The organism is Peptacetobacter sp. AB800, assembly GCF_047807365.1.
Taxonomy (GTDB): domain Bacteria; phylum Bacillota; class Clostridia; order Peptostreptococcales; family Peptostreptococcaceae; genus Peptacetobacter.
The window spans coordinates 1-25,441 of sequence record NZ_JBLOUI010000036.1; the positions used below are offsets into that span (position 1 = coordinate 1).

General features: G+C 32.2%; 20 protein-coding genes. 4 read left to right on the forward strand and 16 right to left on the reverse strand.

Annotated features, from left to right (window positions below):
- Positions 1 to 354 precede the first annotated feature (354 nt).
- The 4 genes from ACK2WN_RS09555 to ACK2WN_RS09570 form a co-directional block, all read right to left on the reverse strand.
- On the reverse strand, positions 355 to 1,458 hold the full coding sequence (locus ACK2WN_RS09555) for a hypothetical protein (protein ID WP_416155440.1): 1,104 nt from the start codon (positions 1,456 to 1,458) through the stop codon (positions 355 to 357).
- 54 nt (positions 1,459 to 1,512) lie between these two features.
- Positions 1,513 to 3,297, reverse strand: a complete 1,785-nt coding sequence (gene pepF, locus ACK2WN_RS09560) for an oligoendopeptidase F (protein ID WP_416155441.1) — start codon at positions 3,295 to 3,297, stop codon at positions 1,513 to 1,515.
- A 35-nt stretch (positions 3,298 to 3,332) separates the two neighbouring features.
- Positions 3,333 to 4,184 (reverse strand): DegV family protein, encoded by an 852-nt coding sequence (locus ACK2WN_RS09565; protein WP_416155442.1) that lies wholly within the window; start codon positions 4,182 to 4,184, stop codon positions 3,333 to 3,335.
- Between the two features lie 449 nt (positions 4,185 to 4,633).
- Positions 4,634 to 5,155: a Gx transporter family protein gene (locus ACK2WN_RS09570; protein ID WP_300529705.1), complete on the reverse strand. Its 522-nt coding sequence runs from the start codon at positions 5,153 to 5,155 to the stop codon at positions 4,634 to 4,636.
- A 93-nt stretch (positions 5,156 to 5,248) separates the two neighbouring features.
- On the opposite strand from ACK2WN_RS09570, the gene ACK2WN_RS09575 reads away from it, so the two are divergent.
- From ACK2WN_RS09575 to feoB, 4 genes are all read left to right on the forward strand, one after another.
- Entirely contained in the window at positions 5,249 to 6,448 is a 1,200-nt protein-coding gene (locus ACK2WN_RS09575; protein ID WP_329998677.1) for an AraC family transcriptional regulator, read from the forward strand.
- A 75-nt stretch (positions 6,449 to 6,523) separates the two neighbouring features.
- Entirely contained in the window at positions 6,524 to 8,455 is a 1,932-nt protein-coding gene (locus ACK2WN_RS09580) for an FAD-dependent oxidoreductase (protein WP_416155443.1), read from the forward strand.
- Between the two features lie 335 nt (positions 8,456 to 8,790).
- On the forward strand, positions 8,791 to 9,012 hold the full coding sequence (locus ACK2WN_RS09585) for a FeoA family protein (protein WP_300529699.1): 222 nt from the start codon (positions 8,791 to 8,793) through the stop codon (positions 9,010 to 9,012).
- An 11-nt stretch (positions 9,013 to 9,023) separates the two neighbouring features.
- Entirely contained in the window at positions 9,024 to 10,997 is a 1,974-nt protein-coding gene (feoB, locus tag ACK2WN_RS09590; protein WP_416155444.1) for a ferrous iron transport protein B, read from the forward strand.
- A 541-nt stretch (positions 10,998 to 11,538) separates the two neighbouring features.
- Here the strand turns inward: feoB and ACK2WN_RS09595 are convergent.
- The 12 genes from ACK2WN_RS09595 to ACK2WN_RS09650 form a co-directional block, all read right to left on the reverse strand.
- Positions 11,539 to 11,979: a sulfate permease gene (locus ACK2WN_RS09595; RefSeq protein WP_416155445.1), complete on the reverse strand. Its 441-nt coding sequence runs from the start codon at positions 11,977 to 11,979 to the stop codon at positions 11,539 to 11,541.
- A 524-nt stretch (positions 11,980 to 12,503) separates the two neighbouring features.
- On the reverse strand, positions 12,504 to 13,307 hold the full coding sequence (proC, locus tag ACK2WN_RS09600; RefSeq protein WP_329998689.1) for a pyrroline-5-carboxylate reductase: 804 nt from the start codon (positions 13,305 to 13,307) through the stop codon (positions 12,504 to 12,506).
- Between the two features lie 269 nt (positions 13,308 to 13,576).
- Positions 13,577 to 15,946 carry a trans-4-hydroxy-L-proline dehydratase gene (hypD, locus tag ACK2WN_RS09605; protein WP_300531476.1) on the reverse strand — a complete coding sequence of 790 codons (2,370 nt, stop codon included), beginning with the start codon at positions 15,944 to 15,946 and terminating at the stop codon, positions 13,577 to 13,579.
- A 4-nt stretch (positions 15,947 to 15,950) separates the two neighbouring features.
- A complete protein-coding gene (locus ACK2WN_RS09610) occupies positions 15,951 to 16,862 on the reverse strand; it encodes a trans-4-hydroxy-L-proline dehydratase activase (protein ID WP_300531473.1) in 912 nt (303 codons plus the stop codon).
- A gap of 557 nt (positions 16,863 to 17,419) precedes the next feature.
- Positions 17,420 to 18,502, reverse strand: a complete 1,083-nt coding sequence (gene htrA / locus ACK2WN_RS09615; protein WP_416155446.1) for a serine protease HtrA — start codon at positions 18,500 to 18,502, stop codon at positions 17,420 to 17,422.
- Between the two features lie 180 nt (positions 18,503 to 18,682).
- Positions 18,683 to 20,311: a Na/Pi cotransporter family protein gene (locus ACK2WN_RS09620; RefSeq protein WP_300528421.1), complete on the reverse strand. Its 1,629-nt coding sequence runs from the start codon at positions 20,309 to 20,311 to the stop codon at positions 18,683 to 18,685.
- Positions 20,312 to 20,493: 182 nt separating this feature from the next.
- Positions 20,494 to 22,092 carry an NAD(P)/FAD-dependent oxidoreductase gene (locus tag ACK2WN_RS09625; protein ID WP_300528424.1) on the reverse strand — a complete coding sequence of 533 codons (1,599 nt, stop codon included), beginning with the start codon at positions 22,090 to 22,092 and terminating at the stop codon, positions 20,494 to 20,496.
- A gap of 120 nt (positions 22,093 to 22,212) precedes the next feature.
- Positions 22,213 to 22,581 carry a hypothetical protein gene (locus ACK2WN_RS09630; protein WP_118549558.1) on the reverse strand — a complete coding sequence of 123 codons (369 nt, stop codon included), beginning with the start codon at positions 22,579 to 22,581 and terminating at the stop codon, positions 22,213 to 22,215.
- 143 nt (positions 22,582 to 22,724) lie between these two features.
- Positions 22,725 to 23,759 (reverse strand): SEC-C metal-binding domain-containing protein, encoded by a 1,035-nt coding sequence (locus tag ACK2WN_RS09635; protein WP_416155447.1) that lies wholly within the window; start codon positions 23,757 to 23,759, stop codon positions 22,725 to 22,727.
- 111 nt (positions 23,760 to 23,870) lie between these two features.
- The gene (locus ACK2WN_RS09640; protein WP_416155448.1) at positions 23,871 to 24,419 is read right to left on the reverse strand and encodes a hypothetical protein; all 549 of its coding nucleotides are present in this window, start codon (positions 24,417 to 24,419) and stop codon (positions 23,871 to 23,873) included.
- 1 nt (position 24,420) lies between these two features.
- Positions 24,421 to 24,885, reverse strand: a complete 465-nt coding sequence (locus tag ACK2WN_RS09645) for a hypothetical protein (RefSeq protein WP_416155449.1) — start codon at positions 24,883 to 24,885, stop codon at positions 24,421 to 24,423.
- Positions 24,886 to 24,965: 80 nt separating this feature from the next.
- The gene (locus ACK2WN_RS09650; RefSeq protein WP_300528436.1) at positions 24,966 to 25,319 is read right to left on the reverse strand and encodes a hypothetical protein; all 354 of its coding nucleotides are present in this window, start codon (positions 25,317 to 25,319) and stop codon (positions 24,966 to 24,968) included.
- Between the last annotated feature and the right edge of the window lie 122 nt (positions 25,320 to 25,441).

Consider the following 25,441-nt stretch of genomic DNA (forward strand, 5'->3'; position numbering starts at 1 on the left):
CATCCAATTTTTGTTTTGCGGTTACATTACTTCTAGGCATAAAAATTGCTCCCTTCTAAGTTTAAAGTGAATTTATTTATTTCACTTGTCCACTCAGAGGGGAGCAGTTCACCTCACGTCTCCAGATTGTCGAGTTCGTTTTGTCTATGACTTTCAATCCACCAAGTTAGATATTATCCCTATAAAATTAGATTTATACCAATCTCTAACAATACACTAAATTCATATATGTAAAGAAAAAAATATATTAGTACCCCTCGACAATCCACAGCTGTGCAGTAATCTATCAACAAAACAAATTACCTACAACACAGCGAGGACCGGAGAGAGGACTAATATATTTTTTCTTTACTCCTAATAAAATCCCATTTTATCTACATATTCAATAACTATCTCATCCATTTTATCTTCCGCATCTTCAAGGCTTTTACACCCATTAAATATCGGATTTCTATATTTATGAGAAAGCAGTCTATCTTTATTATCCCGCATACCAAGCACATACTGAGATCTTAAAAAATCATTCTTCTCAACATAATTGACATGCTTAGTATTTTTTATCGACCTAAACAAAATCTGAGCTTTCTTCAAATCATTCTCAATACAAGTATAATACAGCACCGCAGTATTTATCAGATTTCTAAAATACATCCTATCAGTCATCTTCTTAAATCTAGCTGGATTGCCATCTCTGACATCCCAGATAATCTCTTCAATCCTATACCCAGAATATTTTCCGTCCAAAATCTTCTGGAAAAGAAGAGTCCGCGCTGCTATAGATAAAGAAACTATAGTATCGTCATTTATCTCAGTCTTTTCTAGCTCATTTTCCAATCTAGATACCAAATATTTCTCAGTATCTGGAGAAATTCCATCCTCTCCTATTATAGAATTAGAATACATCACAGAAACTGTAAATATATCATCTCTTTCCATACTCTTATAATGTGTACCATCACCGTAGAAATAGCTTGGAATACACATAGTCAAATCCAAAACTATTGTAGATATAATTATTATTGGATTTTTGAAGTATATTCCAGCTGCTAAACACAACACAGATAGTACAATATCACTCTTTGGACCAGCAGAAATCGCCCTTTTCCAAGCAATTACATGCCTGTCAAATTCCAAATCGCTTCTTATTTCGCCATTTTCTATATTTGCTCTACCAAGATAAGTTCCTTGAAGCTTGTTCTTTTTTATTCCTACAAACTTTTTATCCTTCCTTATAACTATAATCGGACCTGCATATAGCTTTGTAAATCTAAGCCCATTCATCTCTGCAACCTTTCCATGTGCAAACTCGTGTATAAGAACAAAAACTGCCAACTGCACAAGAAAACAAACAGATAACTCAAATATACTTAAATCTAAAAATGCTACACTAAGCCCAATAGCAACACCAACCGATGTATATATAAGGAGTTTAAAAAGTTTAAATAGTGTCTTTCCCATGGTATCTCTCCACAAAATTATCTAGTCTAACTACTATATTTATATAGCCTGACTTTATACTTCAGCTTCTAATTTATCAACAAGCTCTGCAAATACGTCTAATGCTTTTTCAACTGATTCTTTCTTTTCCATATCCACTCCAGCTCTTCTTAACTGGTCTAGTGGATATTCTGAGCCACCGCTCTTTAAGAATTCTATATATCTATCTACTGCTGGTTTTCCTTCTTTTAAAATCTGTGAGCTTAATGCACTCGCAGCTGAGAATCCTGTAGCATATTTATACACATAGAAATTAGAGTAGAAATGAGGTATTCTCGCCCATTCTATTCCTATTAATTCGTCTACATTTGTAGAATTTCCATAGTATTTTTTATTTAATTCATAGTATATTTCTGTAAAATCATCCGCTGTAAGTGGTTTTCCAGCTTCAACCTGTTCATGAGCTATTTTTTCAAATTCAGCAAACATAGTCTGTCTATGTACTGTTGTTCTAAACTGCTCTAAGTAGTAGTTTAGAAGGTAAATTCTCTCATCCTTAGATTTTGCATTTTCTAATAGATAATTTACAAGTAATAACTCATTAGTTGTAGATGCAACCTCTGCAACAAATATTTTATAATCTGAATATATATAAGGCTGAGTATTTCTTGAATAGTAGCTGTGTACAGAGTGTCCTAATTCGTGGATTAATGTAAATAATGAATTTAAGTCTTCTGTGTAGCTAGTTAGGATGTATGGCTGAGAGTCGTAGCATCCCCAAGAATAAGCTCCACCTTTTTTACCTTCATTTTCAAAAGCATCTATCCATCTTTCATCAAACGCCTTCTGAATTATAGATAAATACTCTTCTCCAAGAGGAGCAAGTGCTTTTAATATAATCTGCTGTGCTTCTTCATAAGGTATTTTATATTCAAATTTTTCAGCTAGAGGAACATAAAGGTCGTACATGTGTAAGTCCTCTATTCCTAAGAATTTTTTCTTAGCTTCTACATATCTATCTAATGTAGGTATGCTTTCGTGTACAGCATCTATTAAATTGTTGTACACATCTACACTTATATTATCCGCAAATAATGATCCCTCTATTGCAGAGTTGTGTTTTCTCATTTTTGCATAGAATATTTCTGATTTTATAGCTCCGTAAAGACTTGATGCATAAGTGTTCTGGAATTTTTTGTATGTAGAAAATTCCCCTTCAAAAGCATCTTTTCTCACTCTTCTATCTCTGCTCTTTATAAGTAGAGAATAGTTGAAGTGGTCTATCTTTATCTTTTCGCCGTTTTCCCCTTCTATCTCTGGGAATTCCATATCTGCATATGCAAGCATATCATACACACTTTCAGGAACTGCAGTTAATTCTGAAACTGAAGCAAGTATTTTTTCTTCGCTTTCTGATAATGTATGTGGTTTATCCCTTAAAATATCGTCGATGAATTTTTTGTAGAATGTCATATCTTCATCCTGCATATATTCATCTAAAACTTTTTCGTCCATAGCTATTATCTCTGGCACTAAATAAGATGAAGCCACTCCAAAATCAGATGAAATCATCTCAGATTTTACAGAATCTGCCTGATTATCGTTCTTTCTTGTATCCTCATGGTGTTTCATATGAGTGTATACATATAATTTTTCTATAACTCTAGATGCTTCTTCTAAAGTCTTTAAAGCATTTAATAAATTCTCTTTACCAAGAGCTAATTTGCCTTTATACTGCGCTATCTTATCAGTTAATTCTGCTGCCTTTTCAATATCTGCATCAACTGACTCTTTATCTGGGTACATCTTTGCTAAGTCCCATTTATATTTTTCTTCTATATTGTTTCTTTCTATTCCCATAACTGCCTCCTATATATTTCCCGGGAAATTACACACTAAAGAACTGCTATTAAAATAGCTCCTTCTGATGTAAATGTTCCCATTATTGGTCCTATATTAGCAACAAGAGTTTCCTCGAAATTATAGTGGTCTACTATAAATTTCTTAATTTTTTCTGCTTTTTCTGGACAGTTTGCATGCCCAACTATTACGTCTTTGTGCTCTATTTCATTTATATCAACACAGTTTTTGATATATGTGAATAGTTTTTTAAGACTGTTGCTTTCACCTCTAGCTTTATCTATAGGTTTAACAAGACCTTCATCTATTTTGATTATCACTTTAAAATTAAGTGCGTTTATCAATTTACCTGCGATAGGATTTACTCTACCACCTTTTATAGCATTTTCTAAAGTATCTAGAGTACCATAGAATACCATATCTTTCTTCATCTGTTCTATAGCCTCTAAAATTTCGTCCATATTCTTTCCAGCTTCTATTAACTGATGTGTCTTTAAAATCATAAGCGCAACTGCTATAGAACCATTCTCAGAATCTATAACCTCAATTCTCTTATAATCATGATCTTCAAGATACATATTTTTAGAAATAACAGCATTACTATATGTACCTGATAACTTAGAAGTAAGTGTAAAAACTATTATCTCCTCGTATTCTTCATTTCCATAAACTTCCATAAATCTCTCTAAAGAAGGACTTGAAGTCTTTGGAAGCTCCTTACACCCTCTCATCTTTTCATAGAAAGTCTTCTCATCTATATCTACCCCTCCGATATAAGAATCCTCTCCAAAAGCCACATTAATTCTAACAATCTCAGGATTAACTATATCAACTATCTCCTGAGGAAAATCACATGATCCATCTGTAACAATCTTTATATTTGCCACTTTGAAACCCTCCTAAACCACTCTATTTGATTAACATACATATTTTTAATATCTTTTGACTATCTGAACTTGCATAACAACCTAAAAAAGCACACTGTTATACATTTTTATTATACTATATAACAACATTAACGTCGAGCTTCTAACAACATTACAAAAAACATATTCCTACATCAAAAACTAACAATCACAAACCTATAAACTGTTGAAGAAGTATACAACACCTTACTATAAAATCTCGATTCAAAAAAATTATAAAAAATGGCTGTTAGAAAGAATTTTGCACGCAGACTATTTAAGACTTAAACACAAGTAGCTCGCACCGACAATTCTGCAAGCGCCCCAAAACATTGAAATGTGTTACATAAATGGTTGGGGCGCTGAAGCCTGGAGAGCGAATACTTGTGTTAAGTCAAAGTCTGCGGCAAAATCTTCAACAGCCATATTTCCTATAATTTTTTAATCCGAGATTTTACGTAAGGTATTGTAAACTTCGAAACAATTCCTACGAAGATACCCGTTACTAGTGATGTTATTAGCATAAATGGCAGATAAGTAGTCATAGCAATATTTTGAACTATAGCCGACGCAACAAGCAACTGCCCTACATTATGCCCTATCGCACCACCAACACTTATACCAATAGTAGAAAAACCTTTAATCCTACTAAACAAATACATCACAACAAGACTCAAATATCCTCCACCGATACTAAACATCAAATAAGACATCGGCCCTGTAAAAATAGAAGAAAGAATAATCCTAACTGTAAGAATAATAAACGTATCCTTAAACCCAAGTGTCATAAGAGCCACCAAAGTAATAATATTGCTAAGTCCTAGCTTTGCACCAGGGAACACTGCAACCATTGGATTAGGAATAAATCCTTCTATTATATATAAAATCAAACTGTATCCTACCATAAGCCCAAGGAAAGTCAGTTTTTTCGTTTCTATTCTCTTTTCAGACATAACGTCCTCCTTTTTAATAATTTTGTTACAATTGCTATTATATCATAGTATATTATAATTAAACAAAATACTCTACAAAGGTTGGTCTTGCTAATGAAGAAAAAAGAAAATTGGTTTACTGGAATAGATTATTACGATAATTATTTTGAAAAAGACATAAAAGTTGAAAAAACAACTATAACTGAAAACATAGATTTAAAAATACATAAACTTGTCGAGCTTTGGTACGTTTGCGACGGCGAAGGAACTATAAACATAAATGGATTAAACTATTCGCTAGAAAAAGATACCTTCCTTTGCCTATATCCATACCATATTTATAGTGTGGAGGTCGTAAAGCCAATCAAAGTCTATACGATAAAATTCTACATTGGTCTTTTTATGCACACAATGTGGGAAAAGCACGACAAAGGTGTGAATTATCAATTAGTTCATGAAACAGAGCCATATCAAAAATGCTCTGATCCATATATAAAATCTAGATTTGAGTATATACTATCTGAGTACAAATCAAATAAATTTGGCTCTGAAAATATAATCTTATATGCTGTTTTAGAGGTTTACACTCTATTTTGCAGAAATTCTCTTGAACTTTACGGTGATTACAATAGTTTTAACTCACACCTTAAAAACGAGGATAAACTTTGGAACCATATAAAAGATGCTATTTTATATCAGGGAAATAAGTCATCTTTAGAGGATATTGCTGAGGATTTAAGCCTAAATCCGTCGTACGTAAATCAGCTAATAAAAAAGAAATCTGGTTATACTTTTAAAGAGCTAAAAGACTTTGGAACTATTGTAAATGCGTGCTCACTGCTGCATTTTGAAGACTTATCAATCTCGTATATAACAGAGCTTTTAGGCTTTAAAAACGTTCCTTCTTTTTATAGGGTTTTTGAAAAATACATCGGAAAATCTCCAATAGAATATAGAGATGATAATATAGTAGATAATAAAAGATTTTTTGCCATGAAAGACTTGTATTTAAAAGTTATTCAGTATATTTACCTACATTTTTACAAGGATATAACTGTTGAAGATGTCGCAAATGAGCTACATATCAAGACTTATACCATAAACTCTATCTTAGAAGAGTACTACTTTACCTCATTTGCCGAGGAACTTGAAAAAGTCAGACTAAGACTTTCTTACACTTTGCTTAAAATAACAAAACTCACAATACTACAGATATCTTGTGAATGTGGATTTAAGAGCCTTTCAACATTCCAGAGAGCATTTGTAAAGTATAATGGAATTTCTCCAACTGAATACAGAAATATTAAAAAATGATAAAAAAACTTATATATTTGACATAAACTCGCTTTTTTCGTGTGCTATAATTTCTTCCCGAAAGGAGAGATTTTTATGTTTAATAACTTATTTAATTCTATAGATTTAAAAGGTTTACACCTTAAAAACCGTATAATTTTCCCAGCAATGGGGACTAAAATGGCTGAGGAGAACGGAAATGTATCTCAGCAGATGATAGATTACCAAGTTGCCAGAGTGAAAGGTGGATGTGGACTTAATATGAGTGAGGTCTGTTCTGTCCACAAAGCTAGTGCACCAAAGGGATTTTTGGCAATTCACAGCGATTCTTTAATAGAATCACATAAAAGATTTACTGAAGCTATCCACAATGCAGGTGGAAAATGTGGAATACAGCTTTGGCAAGGAAGTTTAGCATCTTCACTAGATCCAAATGCAGAGATTTTAGTTGCAGATGACTTTAAATATGGTAAATACACTATCCCTAAAATAAGTGTAGAAAAAATTAAAGAGGTTGTAGATAGCTTTGGAGAAGCTGCTAGAAGAAGTGTTGAAGCTGGATACGATTGTATAGGATTCCACTGCGGACATAATTACCTACCACACTCATTCCTAACTGCAGGTATGAATAATAGAGATGATGAATATGGTGGTAGCCTTGAAAATAGAGCAAAATTCCCTCTTGAATGTATAAGAGCAATAAGAAAAAATATACCAGATGACATGCCTTTAATAATGAGAGTTGATGCTCATGACGATTACTTCAAAAACGGGCTTACTATAGACGATATTATAAAATTCTGTTTAATGGCTAAAGAAGCTGGTGTCGATGCACTAGATATTTCTAGAGGAAATATGATTACACCTGGTTTAAAATATGAAGTTCCACCTATTGATATTCCAAATGGATTCAATGTTGAAAATGCAGCTAGAATAAAAGAAGAAACTGGTATGATTACAATAGCTGTTGGAAGAATTAACACTCCAAAATTAGCAGATGAGATAATTGCAGATGGAAAAGCAGATATGGTTGTCGTTGGTAGAGGACAGCTTGCCGATCCTGAGTTTTGCAATAAAGCAAAAGACGGAAAACTTGATGAAATAGTGTACTGTGTTGGATGTAATCAGGGTTGTTACGATGGATTTACAGATCCTAATGTTCCATTTATAACTTGCTTGAGAAACCCACTTCTTGGACATGAGTCTGATGATTTTATATCTAAACCAACTGAAAAGAAAAAGGTACTTGTTGCAGGTGCTGGTGTAGGTGGACTTGAAGTAGCTTGCCTTTTAAAAGAAAAAGGACATGATGTAGTGGTATATGAATCTTCTGACCATACTGGAGGTCAGTTCTTAACCGCTGGAAAAGCACCTAGAAAGAATGAAATGCTACTTGCTGCACAGTCTTATGAGAAAAAAGCTGAAAGATTAAATATAGAAATTCACCTAAATACTCCAGTAAATGCAGAACTTATCAGAAAAAAAATGCCTGATGAAGTGGTTGTTGCTATAGGTGCAGTACCTATAAAAATACCCGTAGACGGATATGATAGTGATAATGTATTCTCTTCTCATGATGTATTAAATGGCAAATCTATTCCATTTGGAAAATGTGTTGTAATCGGTGGTGGACTTGTTGGTGTTGAAACCGCTGAATTTATTAAAGAAAATCTTGAATTAGATGTTACTATTGTAGAAATGAATGATGAAGTTGCTAAAGATTTAGGAGCTATTAGAAAAATCTGTGTCATGGAATCTTTAAGTAAAAGCAATATAAAAATAGAAACTTCTGCAAGACTTACTCGAATAGGAGATGGATTCGTAGCTGTTGATAGAGATGGCGAAGAGGAATATATTCTTGCCGACAGCGTCGTTATGGCTATCGGTGCTAAAGCCAAAGCTCACGACGAAATTAAAAATGAATGTGAAAAACTATCTATCCCTTGTCACGTTATAGGCGATACTAAAAGAGCTAGACGTGCTATAAACTCTATAAGAGAAGCTTACGAGGTAGCTGGAGAAATATAGATTTAAAGTATAAAATTATAAATTTTAACTAGATAAATATTGATTAAAAAGTTACTAATCACCATTAAATATATATTATAAAAAGCTGTTGAAGTTTTACTTTTATTTAATTAAAGTTTCTTCAGCAGCTTTTTTATATCCCTAATTTTGAGTAAATATCACTGTATTTCCTTAATTTTTCTGATAAATTTTATCATCTTTTTTTATTTATTAACTTCTTTTAAAATTTTAATATCCCTTCAAGTATTGATTTTAATTGACATCTATAAGTTTTTGAGATATAATATCATTAAATTAATGATAATGAATTTCATTACTTTTAAGGAGGAATTAGAATGAATACAGTTTTTGATTTAAAAGTTGGCGAAAAAGGCCGCATTCATAATATACATGGAAACGAAAAATTAGCTAAAAGACTTCTTGCTCTAGGTTGTATAAACAATACTGAAATAGAAGTAAAAAAAGTCGCTCCATTTGGAGACCCAATACTTGTAAGATTTAGAGGACTTGATCTTGCTATCAGAAAATCTGACGCAAAGAACATAGTTCTTCAGTAAGGAGGTAGAATTTGTTAAATATAGCACTTTTAGGAAACCCAAACGTCGGTAAAACTACAGTATTCAACCTACTTACAGGCTCAAATCAGTACGTTGGTAACTGGCCAGGCGTTACAATAGAAAAAAAGGAAGGATTTCTTGAAGACGATATAAAAATTGTCGACCTTCCTGGAATCTATGCAATGGATACTTTTTCTAATGAAGAGAAAGTTTCTAAATCATTCCTTGAAAAAGAGGATGTCGATTTAATTTTAAACGTTGTCGACGCATCAAACTTAACTAGAAATCTTTACTTAACTACTCAGCTTATGCAGTTCAACAAGCCAATAGTTATACTTTTAAATATGCTTGATGTTGCAAAAGCTAAAGGAATGGAGATTGATACTCATAAATTAGCTCGTGAATTTGGAGTGACTGTTATCCCAATAGTTGCAAAGAAAAAAGAAGGTGTAGATGACATAGCTTCTAAACTAAGAGAAGCTGCAAGAAAGCCGTTTATCTACTCTACTAATTGGGGAAATGAAGAGGAAACTTACAAAATAATAGAAGAAAAACTTGCTCTTTGTACAAACTTCCCAAAAGAAGATAAAAAGACTATAAGCGATAAGATAGACAGCATAGTACTTCATCCAATATTTGCTTATCCAATATTTATCGGACTTTTACTACTTCTTTTCAAATTTACATTTGATTGGGTAGGAGGCCCACTTCAGGAGGGATTTGCGGGACTTATTGAAAACTATATTGCAATTCCAGCAGATGCCGCACTTGCAAACTCTAGCCCTTGGTTTAGATCTTTAATAGTAGACGGTATAATTGGTGGACTTGGCGGTACACTTCCTTTCTTCCCATTAATATGTACTCTATTCTTTGGAATATCTCTGTTTGAAGACAGTGGATATATGTCTAGAACAGCATTTTTAATGGATAGAATAATGAAAAAAGTTGGACTTTCTGGTAAGGCATTTATACCTATGATAATGGGTATGGGATGTTCTTCTCCAGCAATAATGGCTACAAGAACTCTTGAAAGCGAAAAAGATAGAAAAATAACTGCACTTATCGCACCTTTAATGACTTGTGGTGCTAAGTTACCAGTTTACGCATTATTTGTTGCAGTTTTCTTCCCTAAAAATCAGGCGCTTGTAACAGCATCTCTTTATTTAGTTGGAATCGTGGCTGCGATAATAGTAGCTCTATTCTTCAATAGAACTACTTTCAAAAATGAGGTTGAGCCATTTATATTAGAGCTACCTGAGTACAAAATACCTACAATCAGCGCTCTACTAAAAAATACTTGGAATAAATCTAAAGGATTTTTAGTTAAAGTTGTTACTATAATGTTTGCAATGTCTGTTGTTATTTGGGCATTCTCATCATTCAACTTTAACGGATTCACAGAAAATATAAATGATTCTTTCCTAGCTTATATAGGAAAAGTTATAGCTCCTATATTTAGACCACTAGGATTTAGCGATTGGAGAACTTCAGTTGCCCTTCTTACTGGACTTGGAGCAAAAGAAGTTGTTGTAAATACACTTAGTATACTTTACGGTAACCTAAATGAAGTATTACCTACAGTATTTACAGGTGTTACAGCTTATGCATTCCTTGTTTTCACAGCACTTTACACTCCTTGTATAGCTGCTCTAGCTACAATGAGAAAAGAATACGGAAATAAGATGATGTTAACTTCACTACTTTACCAGTTCGCACTTGCTTGGGTTGCTGGTGTAATAGTGAATATAGTTGGTAGTGCGTTTATGGCTGCAAAATCTCCAATAGAAATTGCAATAACTGCTATTATCGTAGCTATCACTGCAGTGATACTAATTAGGATATTCACTAAACCAGGAAGCAGCTGCAGTAGTTGTAGTGGCGGTGGAGAAAATGGAGGCTGTGCTAACTGCTCAGCTTGCGGAAATTTAAAAGCTTGCTCAATGAAAAACGAGAACTTACTTGATGAAATGAATAAAAGGAAATAGATAGAACGAAAAAGATAGGTCTAACAACCGCTCCAGGCTTCGACGACTCACTACAGTTTTTGTAACACATTTAAAAGTAGTGAGTCGTCTGTAGATTGTCACTGGATTGTTTAGACCTATCTTTTTTCGTTAAGCTAGTTTCCTAGTTATTCGTTTGTAAAAAGTCGTTATTTGTTTATATGTTATTCATTTATATAAAGTAGGTTCTCGTTTTTTCATCTGTTTTAAGTTTTTTAATTTCTATCTACTGATTTTTCTATATAATAATTGTTGTAAATAAAATTCATGTAATTATTTCTCTATAATGTATGCGTTTGACCTTCTACTGAAAATACAGACATATCCATATGCATTATAGGAAATAGAAATAATTCTATATCCAAATCAGAGTCAAATTTTTCTATTCTATATATCTATATATAGGTTTACTAGTATCTTTATTCACCTATTACCTCACCGTCTTTATAAATTTCATAGTCTAATTTCAAGACAAAAGATTTAATTGTATTCACAATATAAATATAATCTATCTCCTCTCAGATTATTTTGAATGAAATATATTGGTAATTGTCGCATATCTAGTAAATGGAAGATACTCTACCTTTATCTCGTCACCTATTTTGCATCCTTTTGTATTTCCAACTCTATAATAACCACCGTCTTCAAGATTTATTGATGTTCCTGATTTTTTAGTTACAACACTACAAACTTTCTTATAATTTTCTCTCAAAACATATGGTAAATCTAAACAAGAAGGCAATGTTCCAAACATAAAGAAAACTATACACAATATCAGAAAAAATCTTTTCGATAATAAATTTAACCTTTCTTCATGCTTCTTAGCCCATTTTTGTTGTCTTAGATAAAAAAACTCCCGTTTTGCTATTTTTATCTTAGAAAAGGCAAGAATTGCACAAACTACAGCACTAAAACTCATAATAATAAAATATATCCAATATAAAGAAAGTCTATCCACACTCATAATACTCTCCTAAATTTTTAGTATTTTTGTTAATATATTATAAATAATTAAATTATATCATATCTTGCTATTCCTCTCCATCTATCCAGATAACTAACTTCTCCAACCTTTTCAGTTTCTACCCATCTAAAGTATTAAGCAAATAATTATAATTGAAAATCATATCCTGCCAGCAGTTTTCTGCGAGCAATCTTTTTATTCTCATAATAGGTTTATTTCTCAGCTAGTGAACTTTTATAATTTGAATAGATTTTTCTAGCAAAATCCTATCTTTTGGCTTGGAAGGATTGCACCTTGCAAACTCGACAATCTGCAGAACTTTGCAACATTTTGAAAGCTTCGCTTGAAAAGGCAAAGTTCGAAACCTGGAGAGAAGCTGGTGCATTCTGACAAGCTAAAAAAAAAGATTTGATTTGCAGAAAAATCTATCAAATCATAAAAGGAATCTAGCTAGAAATAAACCTACTTCTTTGCATAAAAAAAGATGCCGCTGAAACTGCGGCACCCATATATTTCAATTATAATTATTTACTTAATTCTTTAGATTTTTCTGTGCATTCATGTATAGCATTTATCACAGCTGATCTGAATCCTAAGTCTTCAAGAACTTTAACAGCTTCTATAGTTGTTCCAGCTGGAGAACAAACCATGTCTTTTAATTCACCTGGATGTTTTCCAGTTTCAAGAACCATTTTAGCTGATCCTAAAACTGTCTGAGCAGCGAATTTGTAAGCCTGAGGTCTTGGCATTCCTTCAAGAACTGCAGCATCTGCCATAGCTTCTATGAATAAGAATACGTAAGCTGGTCCAGAACCACTTACACCAGTAACAGCGTCTATTAATTTTTCAGTAACTATTTCAGCTTCACCAAATGATTCGAATATAGTCTTAACTTCTTCTAATTCTTCTTTAGTAACGTTTTTGTTTGCACATATACCAGCCATACCTTCTGATACTAAAGCTGGAGTATTAGGCATTATTCTTATAACTTTTTTGTCAGCTCCTACTATAGCTTCTAACTGAGCTATCTGTTTTCCAGCAGCTATAGACATAACTAACTGATCTTCTCTTACTAATTCAGCAAGTGGAGATAGTGCTAATTCAACAACATTTGGTTTTAGAGCTATTATAAAAGCGTCACAGTTTTTAACAACTTCTGCTGAGTCAGTTGTTACATTTACACCTAGTTCTGCTTTTACTCTATCAAGAGATGGCTGATAAAGGTCTGCAACAGTTATATTTTCTGGTTTAACAAGACCAGCTTTAACTATTCCACCTAACATAGCACTTCCCATATTTCCTGCACCAATTAATCCTAATGTTTTCATATCAAAAACTCTCCTTATTGTATAATTTAAAAAATAAAATTTAAAAATATAAACTTTTTACTTACAGTTTATGTTTCAATTGTCATCTACATATATTATTATAGCCAACTATATAATATTTATCCAATGCATCTTTGTTATCGTTTTCTAACTTTTTATATCTTTTTTATATCATAATCGAAATTTAATAAATTTTTTCAATATATTAAAAAATATAATAACAGGGGATAGAAATCCTATCCCCTGAAAGTTACTAATTTTGTTTATTCTTAGAATCTCTGTTCAGTTCTTCCTATTATTTCGTCCTGTAAAGCTCTACTTAAATTGTTGAAGTGATCACTGTATCCTGCAACCCTAACTATTAAATCTTTGTATTCATCTGGGTTTTTCTGAGCAGCTAATAATACATTTTTATCGAATACGTTGAACTGTATATGATGTCCATCCATATTGAAGTATGCTCTTATTAAGTTAGCCATGTTGTCTAATCCTTCTTCACCCTGAACAACTGATGGTGCAAATCTCTGGTTTAATAGAGTTCCTCCAGTTATTAAGTGGTCCATTTTAGCACAAGATTTTATAACAGCTGTAGGTCCGTTAGTATCTCCACCTTTTTCTGGTGATATACCTTCAGAAACTGGTTTTTCAGCAAGTCTTCCGTTTGGACTAGCACCCATAACTTCACCGAAGTATACGTGGCAAGTTGTTGGAAGCATGTCTACTCTGTAGTGTCCACCATTTACTGTTGGTCTACCAGTTACTTCATCGTGATATAAGTTGAATACTTCTTTCATTATATCATCTGCGTAATCGTCATCGTTTCCGTATTTTGGAGTTTTGTTTTTAACCATGTTAAGTTCTGCTTCATATCCTTCAAAGTTAGCTTCCATAGCTTTTAATAATGTATCCATGCTGAATTTTTCATTGTCGAATACATTGTATTTTATAGCAGCTAAACTGTCAGTTATTGTACCTATACCAACACCCTGGATGTATCTAGTATTGTATCTAGCTCCACCTCTCTGGTAGTCTTTACCTTTTGCTATACAGTCATCAACTATTGAAGACATTAATGGGCAAGGCATGTGTTCAGCACATATTCTTTCTATTATAGCATTACCTCTAACTTTTACATCTACCATGTAGTGTAACTGTTTTTTGTAAGCTTCGAATAATTCTTCGTAAGTTTTGAAATCTCTTGGATCTCCAGTTTCTATACCAACCTGTTTTCCAGTGTATTTATCAAATCCGTTGTTTAATGTTAATTCTAATATTTTTGGTAAGTTCATGTATCCAGTTAAAACGTAAGCTTCTTTACCAAAGCATCCTGTTTCAACACATCCACTTGTACCACCAAGTCTAGCATCTTCTATAGTTTTTCCAGCGTTAAGAAGTTCCTGTATTATAGCTTCTGTATTGTAGAATGCTGGCTGTCCCCATCCTTTTCTTGATATTTCACAAGCTCTTTTTAAGAATTTCTGAGGAGTTTTTCTACTTATCTGAACGTTTGAACTTGGCTGAACTAATTTCATTTCGTCCATAACGTCTAATATTATGTAACTTACTTCATTTACCCCGTCCTGTCCATCTGGTCTTATACCACCAGTGTTAATGTTAACGAAGTCAGTGTAAGTTCCACTTTCTTTTAATGTTATACCAACTTTTGGAGGCGCTGGCTGGTTGTTGAATTTAACCCACATACATTCTAGTAATTCCTGAGCACCTTCTCTTGTTAATCTTCCTTCTTCTACATCTTTTTCATAGAATGGATTTAAATGCTGGTCTAATCTACCTGGAGAGAATGCATCCCAAGTGTTAAGTTCTGTAGTTATACCAACATGTACGAACCAATACATCTGTATTGCCTGATGGAATGTTTTTGGAGCGTGTTCTGGTACAACGTCACAGTTTTCAGCTATTAATAATAAGTCTTTCTTTCTCTGTTCGTCAGTTGTTTCAGCTGCCATTTTTCTAGCTAATTCTGCATATCTTTTACCGAATATTATCATTGCGTCACAAGATATTGCCATAGCTTCTAAGTCAGCTTTTTTATCGTATGCTTCTTTATCGTTTAAGAAGTCTAAGTTAGCTATTTCTTTTTCTATATCTTTTTTAAGATCTGCGAAACCTTTTCTGTATATTATGTCACCACAAACAGTGTGTCCTGGAGCTCTCTGTTCCATGAATTCTGTGAACATACCAGCTTCATAAGCGTTTTTCCATTCTGGAGCCATAGCGTTAACTATTTTTCTTCTAGTCTGTCTTTTTTCCCAGAAAGGTATTATTATTTCTTCCTGTATTCTCTTGTCTTCTTCAGTAACTGAGAAGTCAACTATATCTCTGTCATTCATTACGTTCATATCTTCTATTGTATGACAGCATATTTCTGGGTATGTAGGAGCTGCCTGAGCTGAATCACCTTTTTCCCCAACTATTAATTCACCATCGTTTATACAAAGAGTTCTATTTTCCATGAAGTATTTGAAAGATAAAGCTCTTAACACTGGCATTTCAACGCTACCTTCCCATTTTTTGTACGCTTCTGTAAATAGTACCGCTCTTTCTATTGATATGTGCGGTTTAGTTGTTACACTTGCTTCTCTTAATTTTTTAGTTCTTGCAAAAGTTCCTCTTCCCATGACATTATCCTCCTATTTTTACATTTTGGAAATTATTGTTTTCAAAAATCATTTTGATTTCATTCATTTTTTCATCTGAAGGTTTAGTGAAATCATTACCTTCATATTCCTTATCTAGTTTAGTGTATTTGTGTTTTCCTATATCGTGATAAGGTAGTAAGTTTACAGCTTTTATGTTTAGAGGTTTTAAAAGCTCTATCATTTTCATTACCTCTTCGTTGTCATCATCAACATTTACTCCACCGATTAATGGTATTCTTATGTTTATATAAGCTCCATTATCGTTTAGGAATTTTAAGTTTTTAAGTATTAAATCATTTGATTTTCCTGTAAATTTCTTGTGTTTATCTTCATCTACTAACTTAATATCGAATAAAAATCTATTAGCATATGGTAGTATTTTTTCGTAGTGTTCTGTAGGTGCATATCCGCAAGTATCTATTGCTACATCTATACCTTTGTTTCTACATCCTCTAGCTAATTCACAGATAAAGTCCATATCCTGAACCATTACTTCACCACCTGATAAAGTAACTCCTCCGCCAGATTCTTCATAGAACATTCTATCTTTTTCTATAAGTTTTAATAATTCTTTTACTGTGTACTCATCTCCAACGATCTCTCTAGCGTTGTTTATGCAATAATCTAAACAAGTTGCACATAGTTCACATTTATCTTTATTTAATCCTACACATCCTTCTTTCATGTAGATTGCATCGTGTGGGCATATTTCTTTACATTTACCACAAGCTCCACATCTTTCCCGGTTGTATAGTACTTCTTTTGTATATGCTTGACTTTCTGGGTTATGACACCATACACATTCTAGTGGACATCCTTTGAAGAATACTGTACTTCTTATTCCTGGTCCATCGTGTATGCTGCATTTCTGAAAGTTTATAACTAATGGTTTCATTAAACGCATCTCCTATTTTTAATATTCTATATAGCAACTTTCATTGACAATTATTTAACTCTTTTGGACAAAAGAAAAAGATAAATATAATCATCACTAAAATATTTATCTTTAAAAATAAAATAATAATTGCAAATCAATTGCGCTTATCTAAAACAATAACCTTATATCTGAATATTATCATATGAGATTTTTAAAGTCTATAATATTTGACAAACCTGCAATACCAATATAATATTGTTATTATTTTATTAATAACAAAAAGATATCGTTTTCTTGTTTTTTCTCATACAAGTATTGAAAATACTCACTTTCTATATTTTATGCTTCTTACTTTTTATACTATTTATATTTTTTACAATTTTCAAAGACAAAAAAATACTGTAATGCATTTGTACATTACAGTATTTTTAGGCTACATAATATTTAGGTTTTGTGGTCGTATTTTTATGTAGCCTTTTTAGAGTTATATATATTTTAAAAAAAGGATTTCGTATTTAATCAGTTGTTTTCATTTTTCAAATAATTTATTTCATTTTAAAGATATTTTTTGTTAACTATTTAGAGAATGTAACTGTTAATTTCTGTTCTTTTCCATTTCTTAAAACTGTTATTTCAGCTTTATCTCCACTTCTGTAGTTGTATAGAGCTTTGTTTAAGTCGTTCATACTAGTTATTTCAGTGTCGCCTAATTTTATTATTATATCTCCTGCTGCCATGTTTGCTTTTTCAGCTGCAGATCCTGAAGTAACTTCTGCTACATATACACCACTATCTCCTGTTAAATCCTGTCCAACAGCCTGTTCATATGTTTCTAAGTCTGTTCCTTTTATACCTAGAGTAACTTTTTCGTAGTTACCATCTTTTATAACTTCAGTTATTATATTTTTAGCTGTGTTTATTGGAATTGCAAATCCTAAACCTTCACCCTGAGATGCTTTGGCTGTGTTTATACCTATTACTTCACCTTTTTCGTTTAATAATGGTCCACCACTATTACCAGAGTTTATACTTGCATCTGTCTGGATTAATCCTGTCATATTTGTTGACTGGTCTGTGCTTATTGTTCTGTCAAGTCCACTTATTATACCCTGAGTAACACTCTTCTGAAGATCTAATCCAAGTGGATTACCTATTGCTATTGATATATCTCCAACTTCTACCTCGTCACTATCTCCTAAATCTGCTGCAGTAAGTCCTGTTTTATCAACTTTAACCATAGCTAAGTCCATCTGTGAGTCATACCATATAACCTTACCCTCTATGTCTGAACCATCACTAAATAGTACATTTACACTTGTTGCATCTCCATCAGATACAACGTGTGAGTTTGTTAATATGTATCCATTTGAGTCAACTATTATACCAGTACCAACACCCTGTGTTTCCTGTGGTATTGCAAACATATTGTCCTGACTTACACTAGTTGTTGTTATACCAACTACTGATGGTGTAGCCTTTTTAGCAACTGCCTGGTATACGTTCTGGCTCTTTGATCCTTCACTAACTACTATGTTTGATGACTGTGAACTGCTTGCTATTTTATCTTTTAGTGCGAATAATGTAAGTGAGCTCCCTAATATTGAACTTATTACCGCAACTACTACTATTATCCCTATTCCTTTATTTTTTAGTTTCATATTTTTCCACTCCATTCTTTTTAGTTTTGTTTTATCGATAAACATTAGTTTTTTTGTCTTTATCTTTTCTATGGTTTTATTATATTCTCGTTAGCTTAATTAAAACTTAAAAGAGAGAGTTTTTCAAAAAAATAAAAAAAGACTGCTACAAAATTTGTAACAGTCTAAGTTATTTATATCTTATTCTACAACGTGTTTTTTCTGAGCAATTACTCTCTTAGCTATATTAACAGCGTGGTCTGATACTCTTTCAAGAGCTGTTATTATATCAAGGAATACAACACCATTGTCTATACTACAAAGGTTGTTGTTTAATCTATACATGTGACTTGCTCTACAAGTTTTTTCCATCATATCTACTTTTTCTTCTATCCGGAATACTTTATATGCTAAGTTAATATCATCATTTTTAAATGCTTCTAACGCACTGCTGTATGCAGATATTACATAGTTGTATATTTCTTCTAGCTGGTTCTTACCTTGTTCAGAGAACTCTAAATCTCCATCTATCATTATCTGAGAAAGTTCAGCTATATTCTTAGCATGATCCCCTATTCTTTCTATGTCGTTTACTGTGTTGAATAGGTTGTCTACAGCTTCTCTTGAGTCTTCATCTAATGCTGCAGTTTTTGATAGTTTTAGAAGGTAATTAAGTATAATTTTCTGTAGTTCGTTTACAGTTTCTTCCTTAACAAAAACTTTGCCCACATATTCATCAGATTTTTCAAGTATTGCTGATATTGAGCAATCTAAGCTTTCTTTAGCTTTTTTACCCATTCTTGAAGTTTCTTTTATAGTATTGATAAGAGCTATTGAAGGTATTTCAAGCATCTTATCATCGATGTATTTAACTGTTTTGATATCTTCTTCATCTTCAGCTTTATCAGGAATTATTCTCATTGCCATTTTAATTATTATATTATTGAATGGAAGTAATATTAAAACAGATATTATGTTGAATAATGTATGAGTATTTGCTATCTGTCTTGCAACATTTCCTGGATCCATTCCTGTAACTACTGATACAACTGGTTTATTAAGGAATATTAAGAATAATATTGTTCCTAATACGTTGAATATTAAGTGTATTACCGCAGCTCTCTTGGCATTTTTATTTGCCCCTATACTTGAAAGAAGTGAAGTAACACAAGTACCTATATTCTGTCCGTAAAGTATTGGTAATGCTGCATTTAGAGGTATTAGTCCTTCAGCTGCTAATGCAACTAGCATACCCATTGAAGCACTTGAACTCTGTACTATTGCTGTTATACCAAATCCTAGTAATAATCCTAAAAGTGGATACTGTCCAAATGAAACTAACATATCTGTGAATCCTTTGTAATCTCTTAAAGGTTCAACAGCATCTTTCATGAATTCCATACCTGTAAATAACATACCAAATCCTATAAGGATTTCTGCTATATGTTTTACTTTTGGATTTTTACCAAATAAATAAAGTACTATCCCTATACCTAGAGCTACTGGAGCCATACCATTAAGGTTGAACGATACCAACTGTGCTGTAACAGTTGTACCTATATTCGCACCCATTATAACCCCAATTGCCTGTTTTAATGTCATGATTCCCGCATTAACAAATCCGACAACCATTACTGTAGTAGCACTTGAACTCTGTATAACCGCTGTAACACCAGTACCTACAAGTACTCCCATAAATATATTACTTGTTAAAAGTTTTATAATCGCTTTTAATTTTGTCCCGGCAGATTTTTGTAATCCCTCTCCCATAAGGTTCATACCATATAGGAAAAGACCAAGTCCTCCCATTAGACTTATTACTATGCTCAAAAAAATCTCCTCCTCCGCTATAGATTATTTCTATTCGTTTTCCTTTTTGCACATTAATTTTATGATATCAAATTCAAGGATTAGTTTAGTTAAATCTATGTTAAAAATGTTAAAAAAGCATAACAAATTTAATATTTTATTTTTTTATTATTTCTAATTTTTTAATCGGCAACTATAGATTTTTACTTTACACTTTTGTATTTTTCGATTATTTTTTCAGCACATTTTATTCCATCTACTGCTGCAGTTACTATTCCTCCTGCGTATCCAGCTCCTTCACCACATGGGTAAAGTCCTGCTACACTCATAGCTTCAAGAGTTTCTTCATTTCTTACAATTCTTATTGGAGAAGATGATCTTGTTTCAACACCAGTAAGTATTGCGTCGTGCATGTCAAATCCTTCTAATTTTCTTCCAAGCTTTATAATTCCTTCTTTCATAGTTTCAACTACAAATCCTGGCAGACATTCATCAAGAGATGTCAGAGTTATACCTGGATTATATGAAGGGTTTACATCTCCTATACTTGTAGATGCTTTGTCTTTTAAGAAATCTCCAACAAGCTGAGCTGGTGCGTTGTAGTTTTCGCCACCTAGTTTAAATGCAAGCTGTTCGTATTTTCTCTGGAATTCAACACCTGCTAGTGGGTAGTCGCTGTCAAAGTCCTCAGGAGATACATTTACTAATAGCGCACTGTTTGCATTTTCTTTGTCCCTACTGTGCTCACTCATTCCATTTGTTACTACCTCGTTTTCCTCTGATGCAGAAGCTATTACACTTCCACCAGGACACATACAGAATGTGTACGCTGTTCTTCCATTAGAAGTATGCTCTATTAATCTGTAGTCAGCTGCACCTAATCTTGGATGGTTGAAATATTCCCCGTACTGAGATTTATTTATCATCTGCTGAGGATGTTCTATTCTCGCACCTATAGCAAAAGGTTTCTGGATTATTGTAACTCCTCTTTTGTATAACATTTCATAGGTATCTCTAGCACTGTGTCCTATTGCAAGGATTGCTGCTTCTACTTCTATTTTTTCGTTGTCATTTATTGTTATACTAGTTATTTTATTATTTTCTATACATATATCTGTAACCTGAGATTCAAATTTAACCTCTCCACCTAAGTGTTTTATGTCTTCTCTTATGTTTTTAACGACATTTTTTAGGATATCTGTTCCAACGTGTGGCTTGTGAGAGTATAGTATCTCATCTGGTGCATCGTGCTTTACAAGCTCCTCAAGTACTTTTCTACATCTTATGTCTTTAGCTCTAGTAGTTAGCTTACCGTCTGAGAATGTACCTGCTCCACCTTCACCAAACTGTACGTTTGATTTTTTATTAAATATTCTATTTTTCCAGAAGTTATTTACATCATCAGTTCTTTTATCTACGTCTGATCCTCTTTCAATCATTATAGGGCAGTATCCATTCTGAGCTAATAATAAAGATGCAAATAACCCAGCAGGACCACTACCTATTACCGCAATTCTTCCTTTTGGCTCTATATTTCCACTCTTAACTCCTATGTATGACTTCTGTTTTACCTGTACTACATCTTTGTGTTTTCTTTTTAGTACTTTTTCTTCATTTTTTAGTTCTACATCTACAGTATATACAAACATCATATTGCCTTTTTTTCTAGCGTCAATCGATTCTTTGTATATGCTGTATTTCAATAGTTCATTTTCTTTTATACCTAGTTTTTTGATTACTAGTTTTTTTAGTATGCTTATATCTTCATCTATTGTAAGCTTTAAGTTTGATACTCTTAGCATAGTTTTCTCCTTTCTAAATTTCGACCTTAAAAAAGGCCGTCTAAAAATCGGTATTTAAAATAATGCCGAACAGCAATTATGCCATTCGACATTAATTAAATACAAACTAGTTAGACGACCTTAACACTTCTTAGTTATAAGACCTCTTATTACTTTCATGTTGTTAAATACTTTTTCTATGAAGTTTTCTGCTTCTTCATTATCAAGTAAGTTTATTTCAAGATTTTCATCGTTTTCTATACCTTTTGATTCGCAGTAAGATTTAGCTAATTCTATTAGTTCGTTTCTTTCTGCTTCTGATAGAGAAAAGTCTTTGTAATCTATTATTATGTACTGTTTTACGTTAGATTCGTGGTTTTTGTTGTAACCAATTTCTATATGGTATATAACAGCATATAGATTTTCTCCATCTTTGTAAACTGGTACAGCTGGATTTGATTTTATATAGTCTGTAGCCACTGCTATGGCATTTCCTAATTTTAAACTCATAATTTTATACCCTCTCTTTTTAGATGTTATCTAGTATCTATTTAACTACATTATACTATAACATCTTTGGTACCGATATAAAAAATTTTATTTTTTGACTATTTTAATTGTTATTATTTATTGATATCGTCGATTATTTATAATTAAGCCTTTAATTCTTTTGCTCTTTTTCCTATTGTGCTTGGGCTTATTTTATATTTTTCAGATATCTGCTGCTGAGTTGCTGATATTCCGTTTTCTTTTTTGATTACGTATTCTACTGCAGCTGCCCATCCTGATTCAGATCCTTTTATATCTTCGTGGCTAGCTTCGTATTCTTTCCAGAATTCTAAGCATTTTTCTTTGCAGTCTTCATCAGCAATTCTGCTTATTATTGATGCTACACTTCCATCGTCTTCTACATCATTGTTTGCTACTTCTTCTGTTCTTGATTTTAATTTTTCCATTATATAGCTAGCTACTTCTTCATCTAGTATCTGCTGTAGGTATTTGTAGAACTGGTAAGTATTGTAAGCTAAGAATATTTTTTCGTTTGGCCAGTCTTTTTTGTTGTTTTCATAGATATTGTTCATATCTTCAACTATTATTTCTTTAGATGCATTGTCTATTTTTAATGCTACGTCTATGAATATTCTTAATCCATTTACTTCTATTAATCTAGCTATCATACTGTCGCCTTCTGTGATGTCTTTTAGAACTTTTATATCGTCTACAGTCACAGTTTCATCTAGTATACAGTCTTTTAATATAGCTTTGTCGTTTTCTTTCTTTTCTACTGTATATACGCTGATGTAAGAATTTATTAAGCTGTTCATTACTCTTAATTCTTTGTCAGTTGATTTGTTTTCAGCTGCGTATACCTGAGTTAGTGTTTTTGATCCTTCAAGTAAGCAGTCACTTATGAAGAATGTGTTGAATAGTTTTTCAAATTTATTTTTTACAGTTTCGCTGTTTATTATGTAGAATATGTCTTCAGCGCTTTTTCTGTACTCTGCAAATCTTTCTTCTTTACCGAAGTTAGTTATTTTTGAGTATGTTTCAAGGTATTTTAACTGAGCTTCTTCTACCATTTTTATTTTTCTTTCTGCTCTTTCTCTTTCTATGTCTTTTTCCATACAGCAGTTTTTATATTTTTTGCCGCTTCCACAGTAGCATTTATCATTTCTATTTAATAGCAAATTTTTTCACTCCCTTATCTTTTTATTAAGTTTATGCACATCTCTATATTTTATCATTTTTTTTGCAATCAATCTACTATTATTTCATTTTCATTTGACAAAGGAGTTTTTTTATTTTTTGTAAAGCTTTAATGTGCATTCAAATTTTGTTTCTGTGGTATTTTTAGGGCTGTTATCTGTGGTTTGATCTATTTGTTCTATGTCTGGAATTATTGGCTTTGATATTTTTGATATAGATATTGTTCTTATCATATCTGATAGTCCTTTTGATTTTAGTGTATCTATTCCCCTAAATATCTCGTTGTATGTTCCAGTGAATTTTAGATTGATTTTAGATACTTCTAATCCATTTTCATCAATCTCCATTAGGTTTTCTATGCTTTCCACGTATACAATTTTACTTATTGCCTTTTGAATTTCTATTACGTCGTCTTTTTCAGAGAATAGTTTTTTGCTATTTTTTCTTTTTTCAAGCTGTTTTATTTCTGCAGCTTGTTTTTTGTATTTTTCTACGTCCTCTATATCCTGAGCAATTTTGCTTTTTTCTGCTTTTAATGTGTTTTTCTTCTCTTCTATAGGATTTATAACTGTTATTTTTGTTGCTAGCAATATTAGTATTAGGAATATAATTTTGTTTAATTGTTTTTTATTGTTTTTCATACTAAAAATCATCTCCTGAATCTATTTCAAATTTATATAAATCTCTGCCTTCGATTCTTTTGACATGAGCGCCTTTTAGCAATTTATTTTTCATAATTTTTTCTATAATTTTCATATCATTGGTTTTGCCTATGACATTTGTAGTCTTTTGGTCTATGTATATACTGTCTACATTTTCCACTCCAGCAACTTCAAATATTTTCCTAACATTTCCTATATTTATATTTTTATCTTCTGTATTTTCAATACTCTTTAGTTCTTCTTTTGAATTACTCAATATCTCTTTGCTATCACTATTTCCCAAAATATAGCTTTGCATATCCTTTATTTCCCTTATGCTGCTAAATATATTAATAGTGATTATACCTATAAGAACTAAGGATACAATTCTAGTTATGCTTATGCTATTTTTTTTATTGTATTCAAAGTAGTCTTTTAATTTATACTCGTCTTTTTTCTTCAACATCGTCATCACCATTATTAGAATATTTTTTATAAATTTAAAGGACTAAAAATATAAGATTATATTTTTAATCCTTTTTTATTTTAGTTCATATATTTTTTTGTATTTTCGTCAGAATTTTGTGATTCCATATTAATACAGATTTCCTCTTCATCTTCAAGGTCTATGTTTTTTATGTCTGCTATAAGGTTTATTATTTTTGCGTCTTCAATCGTATTATCTCCAAATACAACTATTCTTGTTACACCATTAAGTACAACTAATCCCACTTCATATGTGAAGTCTTTCTTTTTCATCGAATACTCTCTTTGTATTTTTTTGTTTGAGTAGACCTGTACTTTTATGTGATTGTCCTCAAATATAACCACTCCCACGTTTCCTTTTGCTACCTCTGGTTTGAAACTGTTTAATATGTCCCTATGTTTTTTGCTGTCCATCTTTTTACCTCCCTCGTATAATATATTTAAATTTAATTTTATTAATTTTCATTCCTATCTCATTTTCTATGTGAGATAATCTGATTAAAGATAGAGGTCGTAGTATCACTCCTTGGAACGAT

What these genes read in the sequence shown, in the direction of transcription:
- ACK2WN_RS09555 (WP_416155440.1), bottom strand. Translation starts at nt 1,458, where the DNA reads ATGGGAAAGACACTATTTAAACTTTTTAAACTCCTTATATATACATCG.
- pepF (WP_416155441.1), bottom strand. Translation starts at nt 3,297, where the DNA reads ATGGGAATAGAAAGAAACAATATAGAAGAAAAATATAAATGGGACTTA.
- ACK2WN_RS09570 (WP_300529705.1), bottom strand. Translation starts at nt 5,155, where the DNA reads ATGTCTGAAAAGAGAATAGAAACGAAAAAACTGACTTTCCTTGGGCTT.
- ACK2WN_RS09575 (WP_329998677.1), top strand. Translation starts at nt 5,249, where the DNA reads ATGAAGAAAAAAGAAAATTGGTTTACTGGAATAGATTATTACGATAAT.
- ACK2WN_RS09580 (WP_416155443.1), top strand. Translation starts at nt 6,524, where the DNA reads ATGTTTAATAACTTATTTAATTCTATAGATTTAAAAGGTTTACACCTT.
- ACK2WN_RS09585 (WP_300529699.1), top strand. Translation starts at nt 8,791, where the DNA reads ATGAATACAGTTTTTGATTTAAAAGTTGGCGAAAAAGGCCGCATTCAT.
- ACK2WN_RS09595 (WP_416155445.1), bottom strand. Translation starts at nt 11,979, where the DNA reads ATGAGTGTGGATAGACTTTCTTTATATTGGATATATTTTATTATTATG.
- proC (WP_329998689.1), bottom strand. Translation starts at nt 13,307, where the DNA reads ATGAAAACATTAGGATTAATTGGTGCAGGAAATATGGGAAGTGCTATG.
- hypD (WP_300531476.1), bottom strand. Translation starts at nt 15,946, where the DNA reads ATGGGAAGAGGAACTTTTGCAAGAACTAAAAAATTAAGAGAAGCAAGT.
- ACK2WN_RS09610 (WP_300531473.1), bottom strand. Translation starts at nt 16,862, where the DNA reads ATGAAACCATTAGTTATAAACTTTCAGAAATGCAGCATACACGATGGA.
- htrA (WP_416155446.1), bottom strand. Translation starts at nt 18,502, where the DNA reads ATGAAACTAAAAAATAAAGGAATAGGGATAATAGTAGTAGTTGCGGTA.
- ACK2WN_RS09625 (WP_300528424.1), bottom strand. Translation starts at nt 22,092, where the DNA reads ATGCTAAGAGTATCAAACTTAAAGCTTACAATAGATGAAGATATAAGC.
- ACK2WN_RS09630 (WP_118549558.1), bottom strand. Translation starts at nt 22,581, where the DNA reads ATGAGTTTAAAATTAGGAAATGCCATAGCAGTGGCTACAGACTATATA.
- ACK2WN_RS09640 (WP_416155448.1), bottom strand. Translation starts at nt 24,419, where the DNA reads ATGAAAAACAATAAAAAACAATTAAACAAAATTATATTCCTAATACTA.
- ACK2WN_RS09645 (WP_416155449.1), bottom strand. Translation starts at nt 24,885, where the DNA reads ATGTTGAAGAAAAAAGACGAGTATAAATTAAAAGACTACTTTGAATAC.
- ACK2WN_RS09650 (WP_300528436.1), bottom strand. Translation starts at nt 25,319, where the DNA reads ATGGACAGCAAAAAACATAGGGACATATTAAACAGTTTCAAACCAGAG.